The 14,989-nt window shown below is 43.5% G+C and carries 10 protein-coding genes; 4 read left to right on the forward strand and 6 right to left on the reverse strand.

Annotation, left to right across the window (positions count from 1 at the left end; genetic code table 11):
• Nucleotides 1-885 (forward strand): LysR family transcriptional regulator, encoded by an 885-nt coding sequence (locus ACFI6L_RS02700; protein WP_014949521.1) that lies wholly within the window; start codon nucleotides 1-3, stop codon nucleotides 883-885.
• Between the two features lie 37 nt (nucleotides 886-922).
• On the opposite strand, the gene ACFI6L_RS02705 is transcribed toward ACFI6L_RS02700, so the two are convergent.
• Together ACFI6L_RS02705 and ACFI6L_RS02710 are read right to left on the reverse strand one after the other, a co-directional pair.
• The gene (locus ACFI6L_RS02705; protein ID WP_014949522.1) at nucleotides 923-1,681 is read right to left on the reverse strand and encodes a hypothetical protein; all 759 of its coding nucleotides are present in this window, start codon (nucleotides 1,679-1,681) and stop codon (nucleotides 923-925) included.
• 95 nt (nucleotides 1,682-1,776) lie between these two features.
• Nucleotides 1,777-2,481, reverse strand: a complete 705-nt coding sequence (locus ACFI6L_RS02710) for a sensor histidine kinase (protein WP_014976578.1) — start codon at nucleotides 2,479-2,481, stop codon at nucleotides 1,777-1,779.
• A 208-nt stretch (nucleotides 2,482-2,689) separates the two neighbouring features.
• Here ACFI6L_RS02710 and cysB point away from each other — a divergent pair, with 208 nt between their 5' ends.
• Nucleotides 2,690-3,664: an HTH-type transcriptional regulator CysB gene (gene cysB, locus ACFI6L_RS02715; protein WP_014949524.1), complete on the forward strand. Its 975-nt coding sequence runs from the start codon at nucleotides 2,690-2,692 to the stop codon at nucleotides 3,662-3,664.
• Nucleotides 3,665-3,751: 87 nt separating this feature from the next.
• Here cysB and ACFI6L_RS02720 read toward each other — a convergent pair whose 3' ends face one another.
• The 3 genes from ACFI6L_RS02720 to pabB all read right to left on the reverse strand — a co-directional run bounded on the left by ACFI6L_RS02720 (nucleotide 3,752) and on the right by pabB (nucleotide 7,353).
• A complete protein-coding gene (locus ACFI6L_RS02720; RefSeq protein ID WP_014949525.1) occupies nucleotides 3,752-5,125 on the reverse strand; it encodes an L-serine ammonia-lyase in 1,374 nt (457 codons plus the stop codon).
• A gap of 153 nt (nucleotides 5,126-5,278) precedes the next feature.
• Entirely contained in the window at nucleotides 5,279-5,851 is a 573-nt protein-coding gene (locus tag ACFI6L_RS02725; protein WP_014949526.1) for a CoA pyrophosphatase, read from the reverse strand.
• A 62-nt stretch (nucleotides 5,852-5,913) separates the two neighbouring features.
• The gene (gene pabB, locus ACFI6L_RS02730; RefSeq protein ID WP_462573381.1) at nucleotides 5,914-7,353 is read right to left on the reverse strand and encodes an aminodeoxychorismate synthase component I; all 1,440 of its coding nucleotides are present in this window, start codon (nucleotides 7,351-7,353) and stop codon (nucleotides 5,914-5,916) included.
• A 268-nt stretch (nucleotides 7,354-7,621) separates the two neighbouring features.
• Between pabB and ACFI6L_RS02735 the strand changes: the two genes are divergently transcribed.
• Together ACFI6L_RS02735 and rmuC are read left to right on the forward strand one after the other, a co-directional pair.
• The gene (locus tag ACFI6L_RS02735) at nucleotides 7,622-9,151 is read left to right on the forward strand and encodes a fumarate hydratase (RefSeq protein WP_014949528.1); all 1,530 of its coding nucleotides are present in this window, start codon (nucleotides 7,622-7,624) and stop codon (nucleotides 9,149-9,151) included.
• Between the two features lie 233 nt (nucleotides 9,152-9,384).
• Nucleotides 9,385-10,674, forward strand: coding sequence for a DNA recombination protein RmuC (gene rmuC / locus ACFI6L_RS02740; protein ID WP_061095029.1), 1,290 nt, complete (start codon nucleotides 9,385-9,387; stop codon nucleotides 10,672-10,674).
• 42 nt (nucleotides 10,675-10,716) lie between these two features.
• Here rmuC and ACFI6L_RS02745 read toward each other — a convergent pair whose 3' ends face one another.
• Entirely contained in the window at nucleotides 10,717-14,685 is a 3,969-nt protein-coding gene (locus ACFI6L_RS02745; RefSeq protein ID WP_462573382.1) for a S8 family serine peptidase, read from the reverse strand.
• Nucleotides 14,686-14,989: the final 304 nt, after the last annotated feature.

Below are 14,989 nucleotides of genomic sequence, written 5' to 3' on the forward strand. Positions count from 1 at the left end.
ATGGATGTTTCATACCGTCAAATAAAAGCGTTTGTAGAAGTGGCCAAGTCATCAACCTTTGCTGAAGCCGCGGTAAATCTACATTTAACACAGCCAGCTTTGTCATCGGCAATTAAAAAAATGGAAGAGCAGTTAGGCGGTAAGCTATTCCAACGCAATACACGCAATGTAAGCCTAACACCAGAAGGAGAGGTGTTGTTTCCAAATGCTTTGAGGCTACTGCACGACTGGGACAATACTTTTTCTGATATTCAAAATTTGTTTGCTATGGCGAAAGGGCAGCTTACCATTTGCGCTATGCCGTCATTTGCCGAGTCTCATTTACCGAATATCTTGTCAGTATTTCATCAACGAATTCCAAACGTAAACTTACGAATTGTCGATGTAGTAATGGAACAGGTAATTCATGAAGTTACTACAGGCCGCAGCGAGATTGGGTTCTCGTTTGAGCCAGAGCGCAAAGATGGTTTAGTGTTTAAAAGCCTTTTTGCTGATGAGTTTGTTGTTGTGACCAACAAAGCACAATCAGCCCATTTAGGGGACAAGTTGCATTGGCAGGACTGCCTAAAACTTCCATTGGTAATGATGAATAGGGGATCTGCGGTACGCCACTGGACTCAATCTAAGCTAGCACAATATGGTGAGCTGAATATAATCGCGGAAACGGGGCAGCTATCTACACTAGGAAAACTTATTCTAAATGGTTTAGGTATATCTATTATGCCGGCGATTTGTAAAGCGCAAATGGAGGGATTGGGGCTAGTAACAAAAGAAATTAGTGACATGCCTCTGGTGAAAAATATTGGAATAATTCGAAATGCGCGAAAAGGGTTATCGCTGCCGGCTCAATCTATGTGGGACATGGCCGTAGCGCATTATGAGTGAAATAATGCGCTTTATAGTTTCTAAGAAAAGGTTCGACCTACCACTTCTTCTTAGGTGCGAACAACTCGTCTAACTCGTCTCTTTCTTCTTCTTGCTTCTTGGCGCGATCTTTTTCGTTCACGCTCTTAAGGTTACTTTGGATTTCGTGTAACCACTCGTTAAGTGTAGCAAGTTTAGACATTGAGTATTCGTCTTGGGGATTTTGATTTTCTAGTGCGTTTTTCGCCTTTTCAAAATACTGTCTGGCTGACCCAAGCATATTGGTTTGAAGTGCAGCGCGGCCGCGCTTAATCAATGTTTCTACATTTACTTTTACCTGCAAGCGTTCAAGCTGCTTATCTTCATCCATGAATACTTTAGAATCAATTTGCCCTTTGCTATGTTCTGAACGAAGAATAATGCGCAGTTTCTTAACGGCCTGGATGTATTGAATGATCATTTTGTCGTTGTCGGGTAACGCGAAATCGTTAGTGATACCGCTATTGTCCGAAAGAGCAGCGGCGGTTGCTTGCTCACTGCTTGAGATACGCTGTTTTAGTTCAGATGTACTCGATAAATCGTTCATTGCTTTCAAGGCATTTAGAATACGATTGTGAAGTATGCCCATAATGCGCGAAGAAACAGGCATGTTTACACAGGCGGCAATAACGTTCTCAGTTTCGTCGACAATAGTACGCTGTTTGGCAAGTTCAGTTCTGCGCTCAGCCTCTTGCTTTTGACGATGTTGTTGCATTGCATTGATAAAGATAGCTGCGATTAGCAAAACAACAATTAATATAATAATAATCACGTACATGCGTGTGTTTCCGTCTGTTTTTTATTTTTTATAACGTTAACGTATTACTACGTACGAGCGTTACTTTTTGTATTACTTAATGTTATCGGTCAATCTTACGGTATTTTTACTTCAAATACACTTCCACCGAGACTCCCGCCGTTGGAAAGGGCAATTGAGCCCACTTTATCTCCTTGAGAATGTGCGTTTGCAATTAACTTCGCAAAAAATAACCCCAACCCCGTTCTTCCTTGGCTTAACTCAAAATCACAGAGCTCTTCGTGGCTTTTGGTTAACATCGCTTCGGGATAGCCACGACCATCATCCTCTATTTTAATGGTCATGAAGTCGTTCTCGTCTGCCTTGGCACTTACTATTATTTTGGATGTTCCATATCGCATTGCGTTAATGATTACATCGTTTAATAACAAATAAATTAACTCACTGTCTAAGTACCAGCTAAGGTCATCTTCGATAGCGATGCTTATATCAATATTTTTCTGAGATACATATAACGCATTAGAGCCAACAACATCTTCAACCAAATCTTTGATGAAACTTTCGTCAACGGTAATGGGTAAACTTTCTAATTCAGCCCTGTACAAAGAGAGTACTTGAACAAGATTGGTGTTGAGCCTAGATGCTTCATAATGAACACTCGCAACCTGCTCTCTAGCTTTCTCGTCGTGAGGAGAAAGGGCGTCGCTGAGTGTTTCAATAGATTGAATAAGGAGAAAAAGTGAATTTTTCATATCGTGCACAGCAGCTGCCAACACCGATGAAAAATCAATTGTGGATGTAACTTGTTTACTGCTACTCATTATCTATCTAACACCGTGCTTTTTAATCACCTACCCATAATGTAGAAGAAATCGGACAAAGGCGAATAAATCCCACTCGAAAATGCAAAAATTCAATTATTTTCAACTTTATAATGCCAATTTCGTAATAGCAACTAGTAAAAAAAGGTGGTTTTGGTTATAACGGGGGGAGTACAGTGTCAGTCTATCGCATTAAACGGTGTAAAATATGAAGCTACAGCAACTACGGTATATCGTAGAAGTCCTCAATAACAATTTGAACGTGTCAGCAACAGCAGAAAGTTTATATACCTCACAGCCGGGTATCAGCAAACAAGTTCGCATGTTGGAAGATGAACTAGGTGTTCAGATTTTTGGCCGTAGCGGTAAGCATTTAACACACGTAACAGACGCGGGTAATGATGTAATCAATATAGCTCGTGAAATATTAGCCAAAGTAGAGAGTATTAAAGCGGTAGCAAGGGAGCACACGCTTCCAGATCAAGGTAAACTTAATATTGCGACCACGCATACGCAAGCCCGTTATGCATTACCTGATGTTATTCAGGGGTTCATGAGCAAGTATCCAAAAGTGTCATTACACATGCATCAGGGCACGCCGTCTCAAATTAGCGACCTGGCTGCCAAAGGCGAAGCCGATTTTGCTATCGCTACCGAGGCTCTCCACTTGTACAACGATTTAGTCATGCTTCCTTGTTATCACTGGAATCGCAGTGTAATAGTAAACAAAGACCATCCGTTGTCGAAAAAGGGCACTATCGATATTTCAGACATTGCCAAATATCCGTTGGTTACTTATGTTTTCGGTTTCACCGGGCGCTCTGAATTAGACCAAGCGTTTGAAAGAGCAGGGCTAACACCTAAAATAGTCTTTACCGCAACAGATGCCGACGTTATTAAAACCTATGTCCGCTTAGGTGTCGGTATTGGTGTTATTGCGTCGATGGCGGTAAGCGAAGAGTTAGATGATGATCTTGTTAAGATAGATGCAAGTCACCTGTTCGATTACAGCACGACGAAAATTGGATTTAGAAAGGGGTCGTTCCTAAGAAGTTATATGTACGATTTCATTGAGCGTTTTGCGCCTCATCTGACCAAGGACAAGGTTGAGAAAGCTATGATGCTGAAAAATAACGAAGAAGTGGAAAAAATGTTTAAAGGCGTGACGCTTCCAGTAAAGTAAACGCAGCGCTTGTTGAAAACGTTCATTAAAAAAGGGGCTAATTGCCCCTTTTTTGCGTTTCACATATTGTCTAGTTAGAGCGAGGCGCTAACATTCGATAATATTTACCGCGAGTCCACCTCTCGCCGTTTCTTTATACTTAGTCTTCATATCGTTGCCGGTATCGCGCATAGTTTTAATGACCTTATCTAGTGATACTTTTTGCTCACCGGTTCCGCGCAGTGCAAGACGAGAAGCATTAATGGCTTTGATTGCACCCATGGCATTTCGCTCAATGCATGGAACCTGAACCAAGCCACCAACAGGGTCACAAGTAAGGCCGAGGTTGTGCTCCATACCGATTTCCGCAGCGTTCTCTACCGAGGCAGCTGTGCCCCCCATAATTTCAGCTAACGCGCCTGCAGCCATCGAACAAGCGACGCCTACTTCTCCTTGGCAACCTACTTCAGCACCTGAGATTGACGCATTCTCTTTATAGAGAATACCAATAGCGCCTGCGGTAAGCAGGAATCGGCTTGCTACTTCTTCATCAACAGGTCGAATAAACTTATCTACGTACTGTAGAACCGCCGGAATGATACCCGCTGCACCATTTGTAGGTGCAGTTACAACACGGCCGCCAGCTGCATTTTCTTCGTTTACAGCTAAAGCAAACAAGTTAACCCAATCCATAGTCTGCATAGGGTCGTTTGTGTGTTCAGTTTGAAGTCGACGGTATAGTCCAGGTGCGCGGCGAACTACTTTAAGCCCGCCAGGTAAAATACCTTCGCTTTCGATACCTCGCTGAATACAGGCTTTCATCACTAACCAAATGTTGTGTAGCTGTTGCTTCACTTCGTGCTTGGGCCTGAAAGTTGATTCGTTACGTAGCATCAGTGAACTAATGCTTAAGCCGTTAGTTTTACACAGAGCAAGAAGGTCACCGGCCGTTTTAAAAGGGAAGGGTACTGATGCTTGCAGGCTGGCCGCATGCGCTTTGGTCGCATCGAAGTCTTCGTCTTTTATGATAAAACCACCGCCAATACTGTAATAAGTTTGCTGTTTTACAAGCTCATCTTTCGCGTACGCATAAAACGTTAAGGCATTAGCGTGTTTGGGGAGCGTTTTACGGCGGTGAAAAACAATGGCGTTTTTGTTAGGAAAGCGCACTAATTTCTGGCCATTAAGGCAAAGCTTTTCCGTGTTGCGTATTTCTTCAAGTTTAGTCTCGATGCTGTCCACATCGACAACGTCTGGAAGTTCTCCTAGTAAACCGAGGATAACAGCTTTTCCTGTTCCGTGGCCGATACCGGTTTGGCCTAATGACCCAAACAGTTCAACTTTCACGCTATCCACTGAATCAAAAAGCGCAGCTTCCTGAGCGAGTTCGGTGACAAATTCGGCGCCTGCTTTCATTGGTCCTACGGTGTGCGAACTCGATGGGCCAATGCCCACGCTGAACATATCAAATACACTGATCATAAACTTTCAAAATTAAAACAAAGTAATAGTAAGATCATGCATCCACCAGGGAAAAACCACAATACAGAAAAGCTAATAAAGGGATTAGTTTTGCTAATACGCTGTAAAGTTTAATTTATAGTACACGCAAGAGCGGTTAAGCAAATACAAAGGCTATGGATGAATATGATGAGATAAATTGCGTAACATTGCCGCCGTTGCGCCCCATATCATGCGGTTTTTCCATGGGATAAAGTAAATTGGAAATGCCTTTTTATCGCGATGCGTCGTGTGAACTAAATGATTTCTTCTGTCTAAAACATGTGCGAGAGGCACTTCAAAAGCGCTTTCTACCTCATTTTTGTCAATTATCGGTGTAAAGTCAGGATTTACAAAGCCAACAACTGGCGCAATTTCATATCCGCTGATTGTTCGGTACCTAGGCAACATTCCTACTACGTCTACGTGAGTAGCGGGTAAACCAACTTCTTCTTCTGCTTCTCTAAGTGCTGCGTCAAAAAAAGAGTTATCAGCTTCGTCGACCGCTCCGCCTGGAAAACTGATTTGACCTGGATGATGCTTGAGGTGGTGCGCTCGTTCGGTAAGCAGTAGTTGAAGCGAATTGCCATAATCTATCAGGGGGATAAGTACAGCCGCAGGGCGTCCTGTTTTTCGCAACGGAAAATCTGGCTCGGTGTGAGGCTGCCTTAAGTGGTGAAACTGTGATAGAAATTCGTTCTTTGTCATAGATATTTGCTTACAACCTATATGCTTACCTTTGTGCTAGCACATTACATACAAATACTGTGCTATTGGTTAATTGATTCAAGTACTGGCAGTATTCTAGACACTTTATCTAGGGTTTCTTGATATTCTTCGCTAGAAACAGAATCTAGCACAATACCACCACCGGCCCAGCAATGTAATCGACGGTTCTCTGCCAATACGGTTCTAATACAAATACTTGAATCCATGTCTTCACGAAAACCCATATAGAACACGCTGCCACAGTAGATATTCCGGCGGTGAGGCTCTAGCTCATCGATAACTTCCATCGCGCGGATTTTCGGTGCTCCAGTTATTGACCCCCCAGGAAATGCTGATGCCAGAAGTGATAAAGGCGAAGAAGACTCATTCAATTCACCAGTTACCGTACTTACTAAATGGTGCACAGCCTGATAACTTTCAAGAGCAAAGAGTGCGGGTACGTTCACCGAGTGAGGTTTGCAGTGCTTTGAAATATCGTTGCGCAGCAGATCTACAATCATAAGATTTTCTGCACGGTCTTTTTCTGCTGAGAGCAAGCTGTGAGCACTGGCGGCATCTTCTTCTTTGTCTTCAAATCGCGGGCGTGTACCCTTTATCGGTTTTGTTTCTACAACCCCATCTTTAACGCGTAGAAAGCGCTCTGGTGAAATGGAAGCAATACAGCCTTGGGGCAGGTTATAGAAAGCTGAAAATGGCGCTTGATTTTGATTGCGTAGCTCACAATATGCTTGCCACATATTCCCTTCAAACGCTGCGCTAAAACGTTGCGCCATATTTACTTGGTAGCAATCACCGGCACGCAAATAGGCGTGTATTTTATCCAAACAAGCTTCATATTCCGTTTTAGACAAATTTGATTCGAACCGCGACGTTAACTTGAAATTTGGCTCAGGTGTTTCGTCGTTGAACGAAGAAAAAACCTGAGTCAGTGGTTGACTGTCAACGGAGCAATAATAGATGTAACCTGTTTTTGTATCTTCAATAAGTGAATGAAGATAAAGGCCAACCGCAAAATCAGGGGTTTCGTAGTCATCTTTGGCGATGCTTGGCATCTTTTCATAAAAGCGCCCAGTGTCATAGCCTGCCATACCAGCCACACCGATAATAAAAGGGAGGTGCGCTGTATTTACACTGGCATGTATCTCCACATTTGAAACGCGCGCATGTAAGTGTGCTTGCACCGCTTCAAAGGGAGCCAGTGTCAATTGCTGGTGCTTTGAAGTGTTTAGATCGATGAGTTGAACCTTATCACCTTTTGCTTCGATAACTGCGGAAGGCGAAAATGCCATAATATTGAAACGACCTTCACTTTTCGACGAACCGGAAGTATCCAGTAAAAGGGAATATGGGTGTGTACAGACTCGCTTAAAAAGTGCATTGAAAACGGCTGTGTTCTCGTCACAATTTAGCGCTAATTTATCGGCTAATTCCTCTGCAGTGAAACGGGAAACATGAACGTGAATAGTATCTGCGTGTGACATAGGTGTTTTCTGTACTTCTTTTTATCGTGGGCGTTTGGTGCTTGAATTAAGCACAAACTTCCTTCTATTTTTAACTGGCGTTAACAAATAAGGGCTAATAACCGATCACATTAGGCTGCTTTTTCAGATATCCCTTCAGCATAGTTTTTAAAAATGACTGGAATTAGCCACAAGCACATGGTTTTACATGGTGCGTTGTCTTTAGATGCGCTAGTATACGCTTTTTTAGCTAGCTAAGACCACGAAAGCCAAATAAAAAGAGGATGTCATGACCGTTATCCGTCAACAAGACTTCATTGACAGCATTGAAGATGCCCTGCAATTTATTTCTTATTATCACCCGCTCGATTACGTTAAAGCCGTAGAAGAAGCCTATAAAAAGGAAAAGAGCCAAGCCGCGAAAGACGCGATGGCACAAATTCTTATCAACTCACGCATGTCTGCAGAGGGTAAACGCCCTTTGTGTCAAGACACGGGGATCGTAACCTGTTTTGTTAAAGTTGGTATGGGTGTGACATGGGATAAAACTGACATGACCGTTCAAGAAATGGTTGATGAAGGTACACGTCGTGCATACCTTAATCCAGACAATCCACTTCGCGCCTCTATCGTTGCTGACCCTGCGGGTGCGCGCAAAAACACCAAAGACAATACGCCATCTGTTGTGCATATCGACATGGTAGCGGGTGAAAAGATCGAAGTGATGATCGCGGCTAAAGGCGGCGGTTCTGAAAACAAGTCTAAAATGGTAATGCTTAACCCAAGCGATGATATTGCTGACTGGGTAGTAAAAACTTTGCCGACGATGGGGGCAGGCTGGTGCCCTCCAGGAATGCTGGGAATAGGTATTGGCGGTACGGCTGAAAAAGCAGCGGTACTTGCAAAAGAAAGCCTTATGGACCCAGTAGACATCCAAGAGCTTATAGAGCGCGGCCCGCAAACTACCGACGAAAAACTTCGCTTAGAAATTTTTGACCGCGTAAATAAGTTGGGTATCGGTGCGCAAGGCCTAGGTGGTTTAACGACTGTTGTTGACGTAAAGATTAAGTCGCTACCTACTCACGCTGCGTCAAAACCTGTAGCAATGATCCCAAACTGTGCGGCGACTCGTCACGCACATTTTTATCTAGATGGTTCGGGTCCAGCGGAGCTCACGCCACCTAAATTAGAAGATTGGCCAGAAGTAACTTGGGAAGTGAGCGAAAACACTCGCCGCGTTAACCTTGATGAAGTAACAAAAGAAGATATCCAAGAGTGGAAAGTAGGCGAAACGGTACTGCTGTCAGGTAAGATGCTTACCGGTCGTGATGCTGCTCACAAGCGCATTCAAACCATGATGGAAAATGGTGAAGGTTTACCAGAGGGCGTTGACCTAACTAACCGCTTTATCTATTACGTTGGTCCTGTTGACGCTGTAGGTGACGAAGTGGTTGGTCCGGCTGGCCCGACAACGGCTACCCGTATGGATAAGTTCACTGACATGATGCTAGAGAAAACAGGCCTTATTGGCATGATTGGAAAAGCAGAGCGTGGTCCAGCAACCGTTGATTCAATTGCTAAACACAAAGCGGTTTATCTAATGGCAGTTGGAGGTGCAGCGTACCTTGTATCTAAAGCCATTAAGAAATCTCGTGTCGTAGCATTCGAGGACTTAGGTATGGAAGCAATTTACGAGTTCGACGTAGAAGACATGCCAGTAACCGTTGCAGTAGACAGCACGGGTGCCAATGCTCACAAAAATGGTCCGGCCATTTGGAAAGCAAAAATTGAAGAGCTTGATGCCTCGCTATCTAAATAGATAGAAAGGCAAAACTTAAGATGAGCCGTTCTGCTTAAGAAAGCTAATTAGGTTTTTCATCACAGTATAAAAAACGGGTGCAATAGCACCCGTTTTCATTTGTGTAGTTTCATTTTTTCAAAGGTTTACGTGCTAGACGTTTTGCCCCAATTTCATTTTAAATTTATACCAGTTGGTATATTTATCTGATTTTGTTTATAGTGCTGTACAAAATAACAGTATGAACGTGCACTATGTTAATTAACCTTATTTCTAGCGAACCCATTTCCTTTCTTATAGCCTTCGTAAGTGTGTGTGCTTTTTCACTTTATTCATTTATTCGAGGCCAGGCGAATGCCACCAAGATAGCGCAGCTTTCGCAAATCAATGAGCAGCTACAAAATGATTTGAATAGCGAGCGTATTGCTATTGCCAAGCTTCAAGCACAAAACGAAGCGCACCAAGCAAGAATTCAGGCGCTTCATGCTGCGCATGAAGATAAGCTTGCGTCTATGAATGCATCTGAACAACGTCTGCATACGCAATTCGAAAATCTAGCAAATCGCATATTCGAAGAAAAGCAACAGCGTTACACGCAACAAACAAAACACAATATAGAAGCTGTTTTGGCGCCATTCAAAAACGAGTTAGATGGTTTTAAACGTCAAATCTCAGAACAACACATACGTGAGGGGCAGGAGCGAGCCTCACTTAAAACAGAGATTCTAAGTTTAAAGGCTCTCAACCAGAAAATTACGGAAGAAGCTGCAGCGCTGACCAATGCACTAAAAGGTGACAATAAAAAGCAAGGAAACTGGGGCGAAGTAGTGCTTGAGCGGATACTCAAAGAATCTGGTTTACGCGAGGGTCATGAATTTGAAACACAAATGTCAGCAACATCAGAGCACGGCAAGCGATTTCAACCAGATGTCGTGGTGCATTTGCCAAATGATAAAGATGTGATCATAGATTCAAAAGTAAGTTTGGCGGCCTATGAAAGGTATTACAACTGTGATGATGAAGCTGAGAAAGCGCAATTTTTAAGTCAACATGTGGCTTCTATAAAAGGGCATATCAAAGGCTTAGGCGCGAAGGACTACCAAACGCTTAAAGGCATAAAGACACTGGATTATGTGTTACTTTTCATTCCCATTGAGCCTGCATTTCTGATTGCTGTCGAAGAAGAACCAGATTTAGTCACAATGGCACTTAATCACAATATCATGTTGGTTAGCCCAACTAATTTACTGGTTGCACTGCGTACTATTAATAACATTTGGCAGTATGAGTACCAAAATCAAAACGCACAGCTTATTGCGGAACAAGCAGCAAAGCTTTATGACAAGTTCGTTGGGTTTGTGACGGATATGGAAAAAGTAGGTAAGTCGATGGATACCGCTCACGCAAACTACGAACAAGCAATGAATAAGTTAACCAGTGGAAGAGGGAACTTGGTAAGGCAAATAGAAAAGTTTAGAGAACTTGGTGTACAACCCAGTAAGCGAATGTCTCAGCACTTACAGCAACTTTCTCAAGACGATTAAAAAAGGCCGCAATTGCGGCCTTTTTTCTCTTATCAAAAAACGTTATGAACGTTTCATGCGTCTACGTAGGTAAACTGCTGGAGCAAGAAGCAATGCAATCCAGCCCATTGAACCACCAGACTTATCGTTAACGCGAATAGTCACGCTTTCTGTAGTAGTTTCAATACCATCTGAAGCCGTTACTTGAACCGTTACACGGTTAGACTGTTCGTTACTAGGCGCTGTATCAGTGAACGAAGTGCGCTCTACACCGTTAATGGTGATAGTCACATCGTCTCCGTCTGCGTCAGTTGCAGAAGCAGTTACAGTGTAAGACTGACCTTCATCAACGCTAGTTGGAGCAGATATTGAAATAACTGGAGCATCTTGCACACCTGCAACCGCTACAGTTACTGTGCCTTCACCAACAATTTCACCTTCAACTGGCTCTTCGTTTTCATCAATTGTACCTTCAACACGAACGGTGTATGTAAATGAATCTTCACCGAAGAAGTCAGTATTTGGTGCATACGTTACTGTTCCATCATCATTTACAGTTACTGTGCCATTTGCTGGCTCACCAGAAATTACAACTGTTGATGGATCAAGAGGCGCTTTATCAATAGTGATAGGCGTAAACGTACGGAACTCACCAGACAGAGAGTCCATGGTGAATTTATTGATGATTGTGCTGTCCATTTCGTTAGCAAGAATGTTAGCCGTTACCGACGCATCTTCGTTAACTGACAACATGTCGTCCATATACTCACTAGATGGAACAACAGTACCTGCGTAGCTGATAGTAACTTCGTCACCCGCATTAGCAGTTAGTACAAATTCGTCACCTTCAACTGGAAGGGTACCTTGAAGGCCCGCAGATGTTAGTGCAGCGTACGTTGTACCAACGCTACCTGAAATGTTTTCAGCACCAACTACCGTTGCGTAAACAGGTGAGTCCATTGGACCATATACAAAGTTTACGTTGCCTGTTTCGTACTCAAACCACAACTGGAAGTTAAAGCTTGTGCCATCTTCATTCCAAATTTGAGCGTTTTCCCACTCAACAACAAAGTGACCTGTTGTAAGGCTTACTGCGTAGATATTACCAGCGCCTGCACCGCCACCCGCAAGGTCAAAATCAGTCCAATAAGGTGCGACAATATTGTTTGGCTCACTTAGGCTTGGCAATACTTCTGCAAACGGTGTAGTAATGTTGCCAGAGCTTGTACCTAAAGATACAAAACCATTAGATGAAATCTGCATGGTTGTGTATTCGCTACCTAAGTAAGTGATAGTGCGAGGTAGGCTTACTTCAATTGAAGCGTCATCACACGAACCAGAGCACTCTAGCGGCGCAACACCAATAGATGCCATTGGTACGTAACGGTCAAGACCAAAACCTTCAAGTATGTCACCAATAGTAGTATCTGCGTTCATCGAGAAAGAAGCAGTGTTAAGTGCGCCTTCCCAATATACGGTACCTGAGTCAGCGTCATAGCTTACTGGCTCTTGGTTTCCGTTTTTAACAGCAGAAATTGTAGAAGGGTTAATCGCATATTTGTGGTCAATTTCACCCGTGATGCTGATCATACCAGTTACGTCAGTGTTAGTAGCAAACGCTTCGGTTACTACCAATTCACCTTCAGCTGCTACTTGCGTGCTTACATCGCTATCAAACAATGATGGTTCATCACTGCTAATAGGATAGATAGCTACTGGGATGAAGTAATCGGTTGTTGTGTCGTCAGTGTCTGCCCAATTAATACCACCGAAAGACCATGACCCTGTAGACGCTGTTGTTACATCTACTGCTACCATAATTTCAGCTGAAGCACCTGCTGCAAGGGTTGCCATTTGAGGTGTAACGGTTGCAGAAATAGCTGAGTCATTAAACATTGCTGTAGCATCGACTGTAACTTCTTCATCGCTGGTGTTTGTTACAGTGATAGACATTTCGCAGTTCAGGTAGCAGTTACCGTCTACTAAGCTTAAATCGCTATAAGTTAGCTCTACCGTTGTTGCACGAGGAAGATCTAAACGACCTGCACCCATGTCAAAGTTGTCTGCTGCGGTAGACGCATCTTCTTTCAAAATATCGCGAATTGAAGAAGTAACAAGCGCACTCTTTATCTGCTGTGCAGTCCAATCAGGATGCATTTGCTTAAGAAGTGCAGCTGCACCAGCTACGTGTGGCGATGCCATTGAAGTACCGTTCTTGAACGAGAAGTTCTGGTCTTCGTGTCCTGGTGCATCCGGTGATTCGCCAGAGAAGATGCGAGTACCAGGAGCAGCAATATTAGGCTTAAGGAACGTCGGGTCGCCGTTAGGACCGCGAGAGCTGCTTTCATTCATGATGTCAGCAAGGCTGTCTGAAACAACGCGAACAATATCGCTACCGATAGTTACATTTAGCGACTCTTCAGTAGTTTCAGCTAGGTTAGCAAGCGCTAAACCTGGTGTAGCAGGAAGCATAAGTGATGGAATTGTTTGAGCTTCACTTAAGCCGCCCATTAATATTGGCGCTTCACCGCGTCCATCAACGTTATGAATAAGAACAGCAGTTGCTCCCGCTGCCTCTGCGTTCTCAATTTTAGTCACGAAACCACACGTACCACGGCTGATAAGCGCAATTGCACCATCGAACGCGCCCGCAGCAAATGCATCACAACCTTCAACGTTTGCCGCATCTACTTCGCCTGCATAAACAACAGGTGCAGTAATTGGGCTATCAAATACAATGGCAGGGTTGCCGACTGAGTAAAGTGCCGGAATAGAACCTAAAGTGGTATCGCCTTCAACGGTCACCTCGTTTGCGAACAAACGACCTGTTGTTGTATTTGCGACCGTTATTACGTCTTCTGAACAACCAGGACAGCCAATAGTGCCAGCACCCGGACCATCGTTACCCGCTGCAAAAACGGTAACAACGCCCGCATCGTGCATGGCTTCAAGTACGTCTTCATATACTGAGCCGTTAGGGTTTCCACCTGCACCGCCACCCCACGAGTTATTTACAATGTCAGCACCATCTGTAAGCGCAGCTTCAAGCATAGAAAGCAGCATTGAAGAAGCACCGCTAGAAGAAGCAGGGTTAGCTGGTGTGGCATACAAACCTTTGTAAACCATTAGATAAGCAGCTGGCGCAACACCAGAGATTTCAGCTTCTGCGCCATCGCGCTCTGCCATTACCCCGTAATTACCTACTGCTGTACCTGCTACGTGCGTACCGTGTCCATTGAATCCTAGCGGGCTCTCGTATTCTTCTTCAACAACAGAGAAGCCTTCTACGATGTCTGCTGCGCGAGCAACAATCAGTTTATTGTTACAAAAATCAGGAACTTCTGAACAGTAGTCGTCAGTAGGAAGTGTCGCAGCATCAGGTGCTGTAAAATTTTCACCACTGAATAAAGGGTTTTCTGGACGAATACCACTATCGATGATCGCTACTTTCACGCCTGCACCGGCGCTTTCCTTGCCGCCGAACTGTTCCCACGTTTGAACTGCACCGATCAGATCCAAACTAGCGTCCATTTGGGCATGGTGTACTAAGTCTGGGTATACCGCTTTTACCGTTGAAAGGCTGGAAAGCTTATCAAGTGCACTCTTTGAAACGATACCCGCAAAACCATTAAATGCTGCTGTGTAAGACATGTCAGCTTTGAATGACTTATCGAATGACTTGATAGACTGGATAACCGATTGCTGTTGAGCTTCAAGGAAAGATTGATATTCCTTCGCTGCATTTGACTTGAAATTTACCTTTTGACCTTTGTGGGCAGCCATGCTGCTTACACTTGGATTTACTGCGCTGAATTGCGCCATAGGCACGTCAGTAAGTTGTACGATAACACGTACGCTATCACTATCCGCTTGGATTGCATTTGCATGAATATTCTTTTTGTCGAAGGATGCTTCGATGGCGTTACGTTGTTCAACGCTGTGGCCAGATAATTGATTTGATATTGCTAGTGCACCAAAGGCTGAGCCTGTTAATGCGGTAGCAATAACCGTACTAAGGATTGTTTTTTTCATAATTATTCTCGTGTGAATAGTTCCCTGGAGCCCAACGATTTTTTTGTTTGCTTAAAAGGTCATTCGCCTTTTTTAAAACGCAACTTATCGCTGTGACTATCTATTACTAGCACACTTTTTTTCTTTTTGTAACGAGTGTTTCTGCAATACACAATTTACACATTTTGTTACATTTAACGACGATTAGTCGTTGCATAGATAACTTCCTTTTTTCATTGAAGTTCTAAGCAGTAGATTATTGGATATATAAGCGTTTGAAACGTTAGAAACTCTATTACTGGATGTGAATGAGAAATGATTGTCC

This window comes from Alteromonas sp. G4i35, from assembly GCF_054960375.1.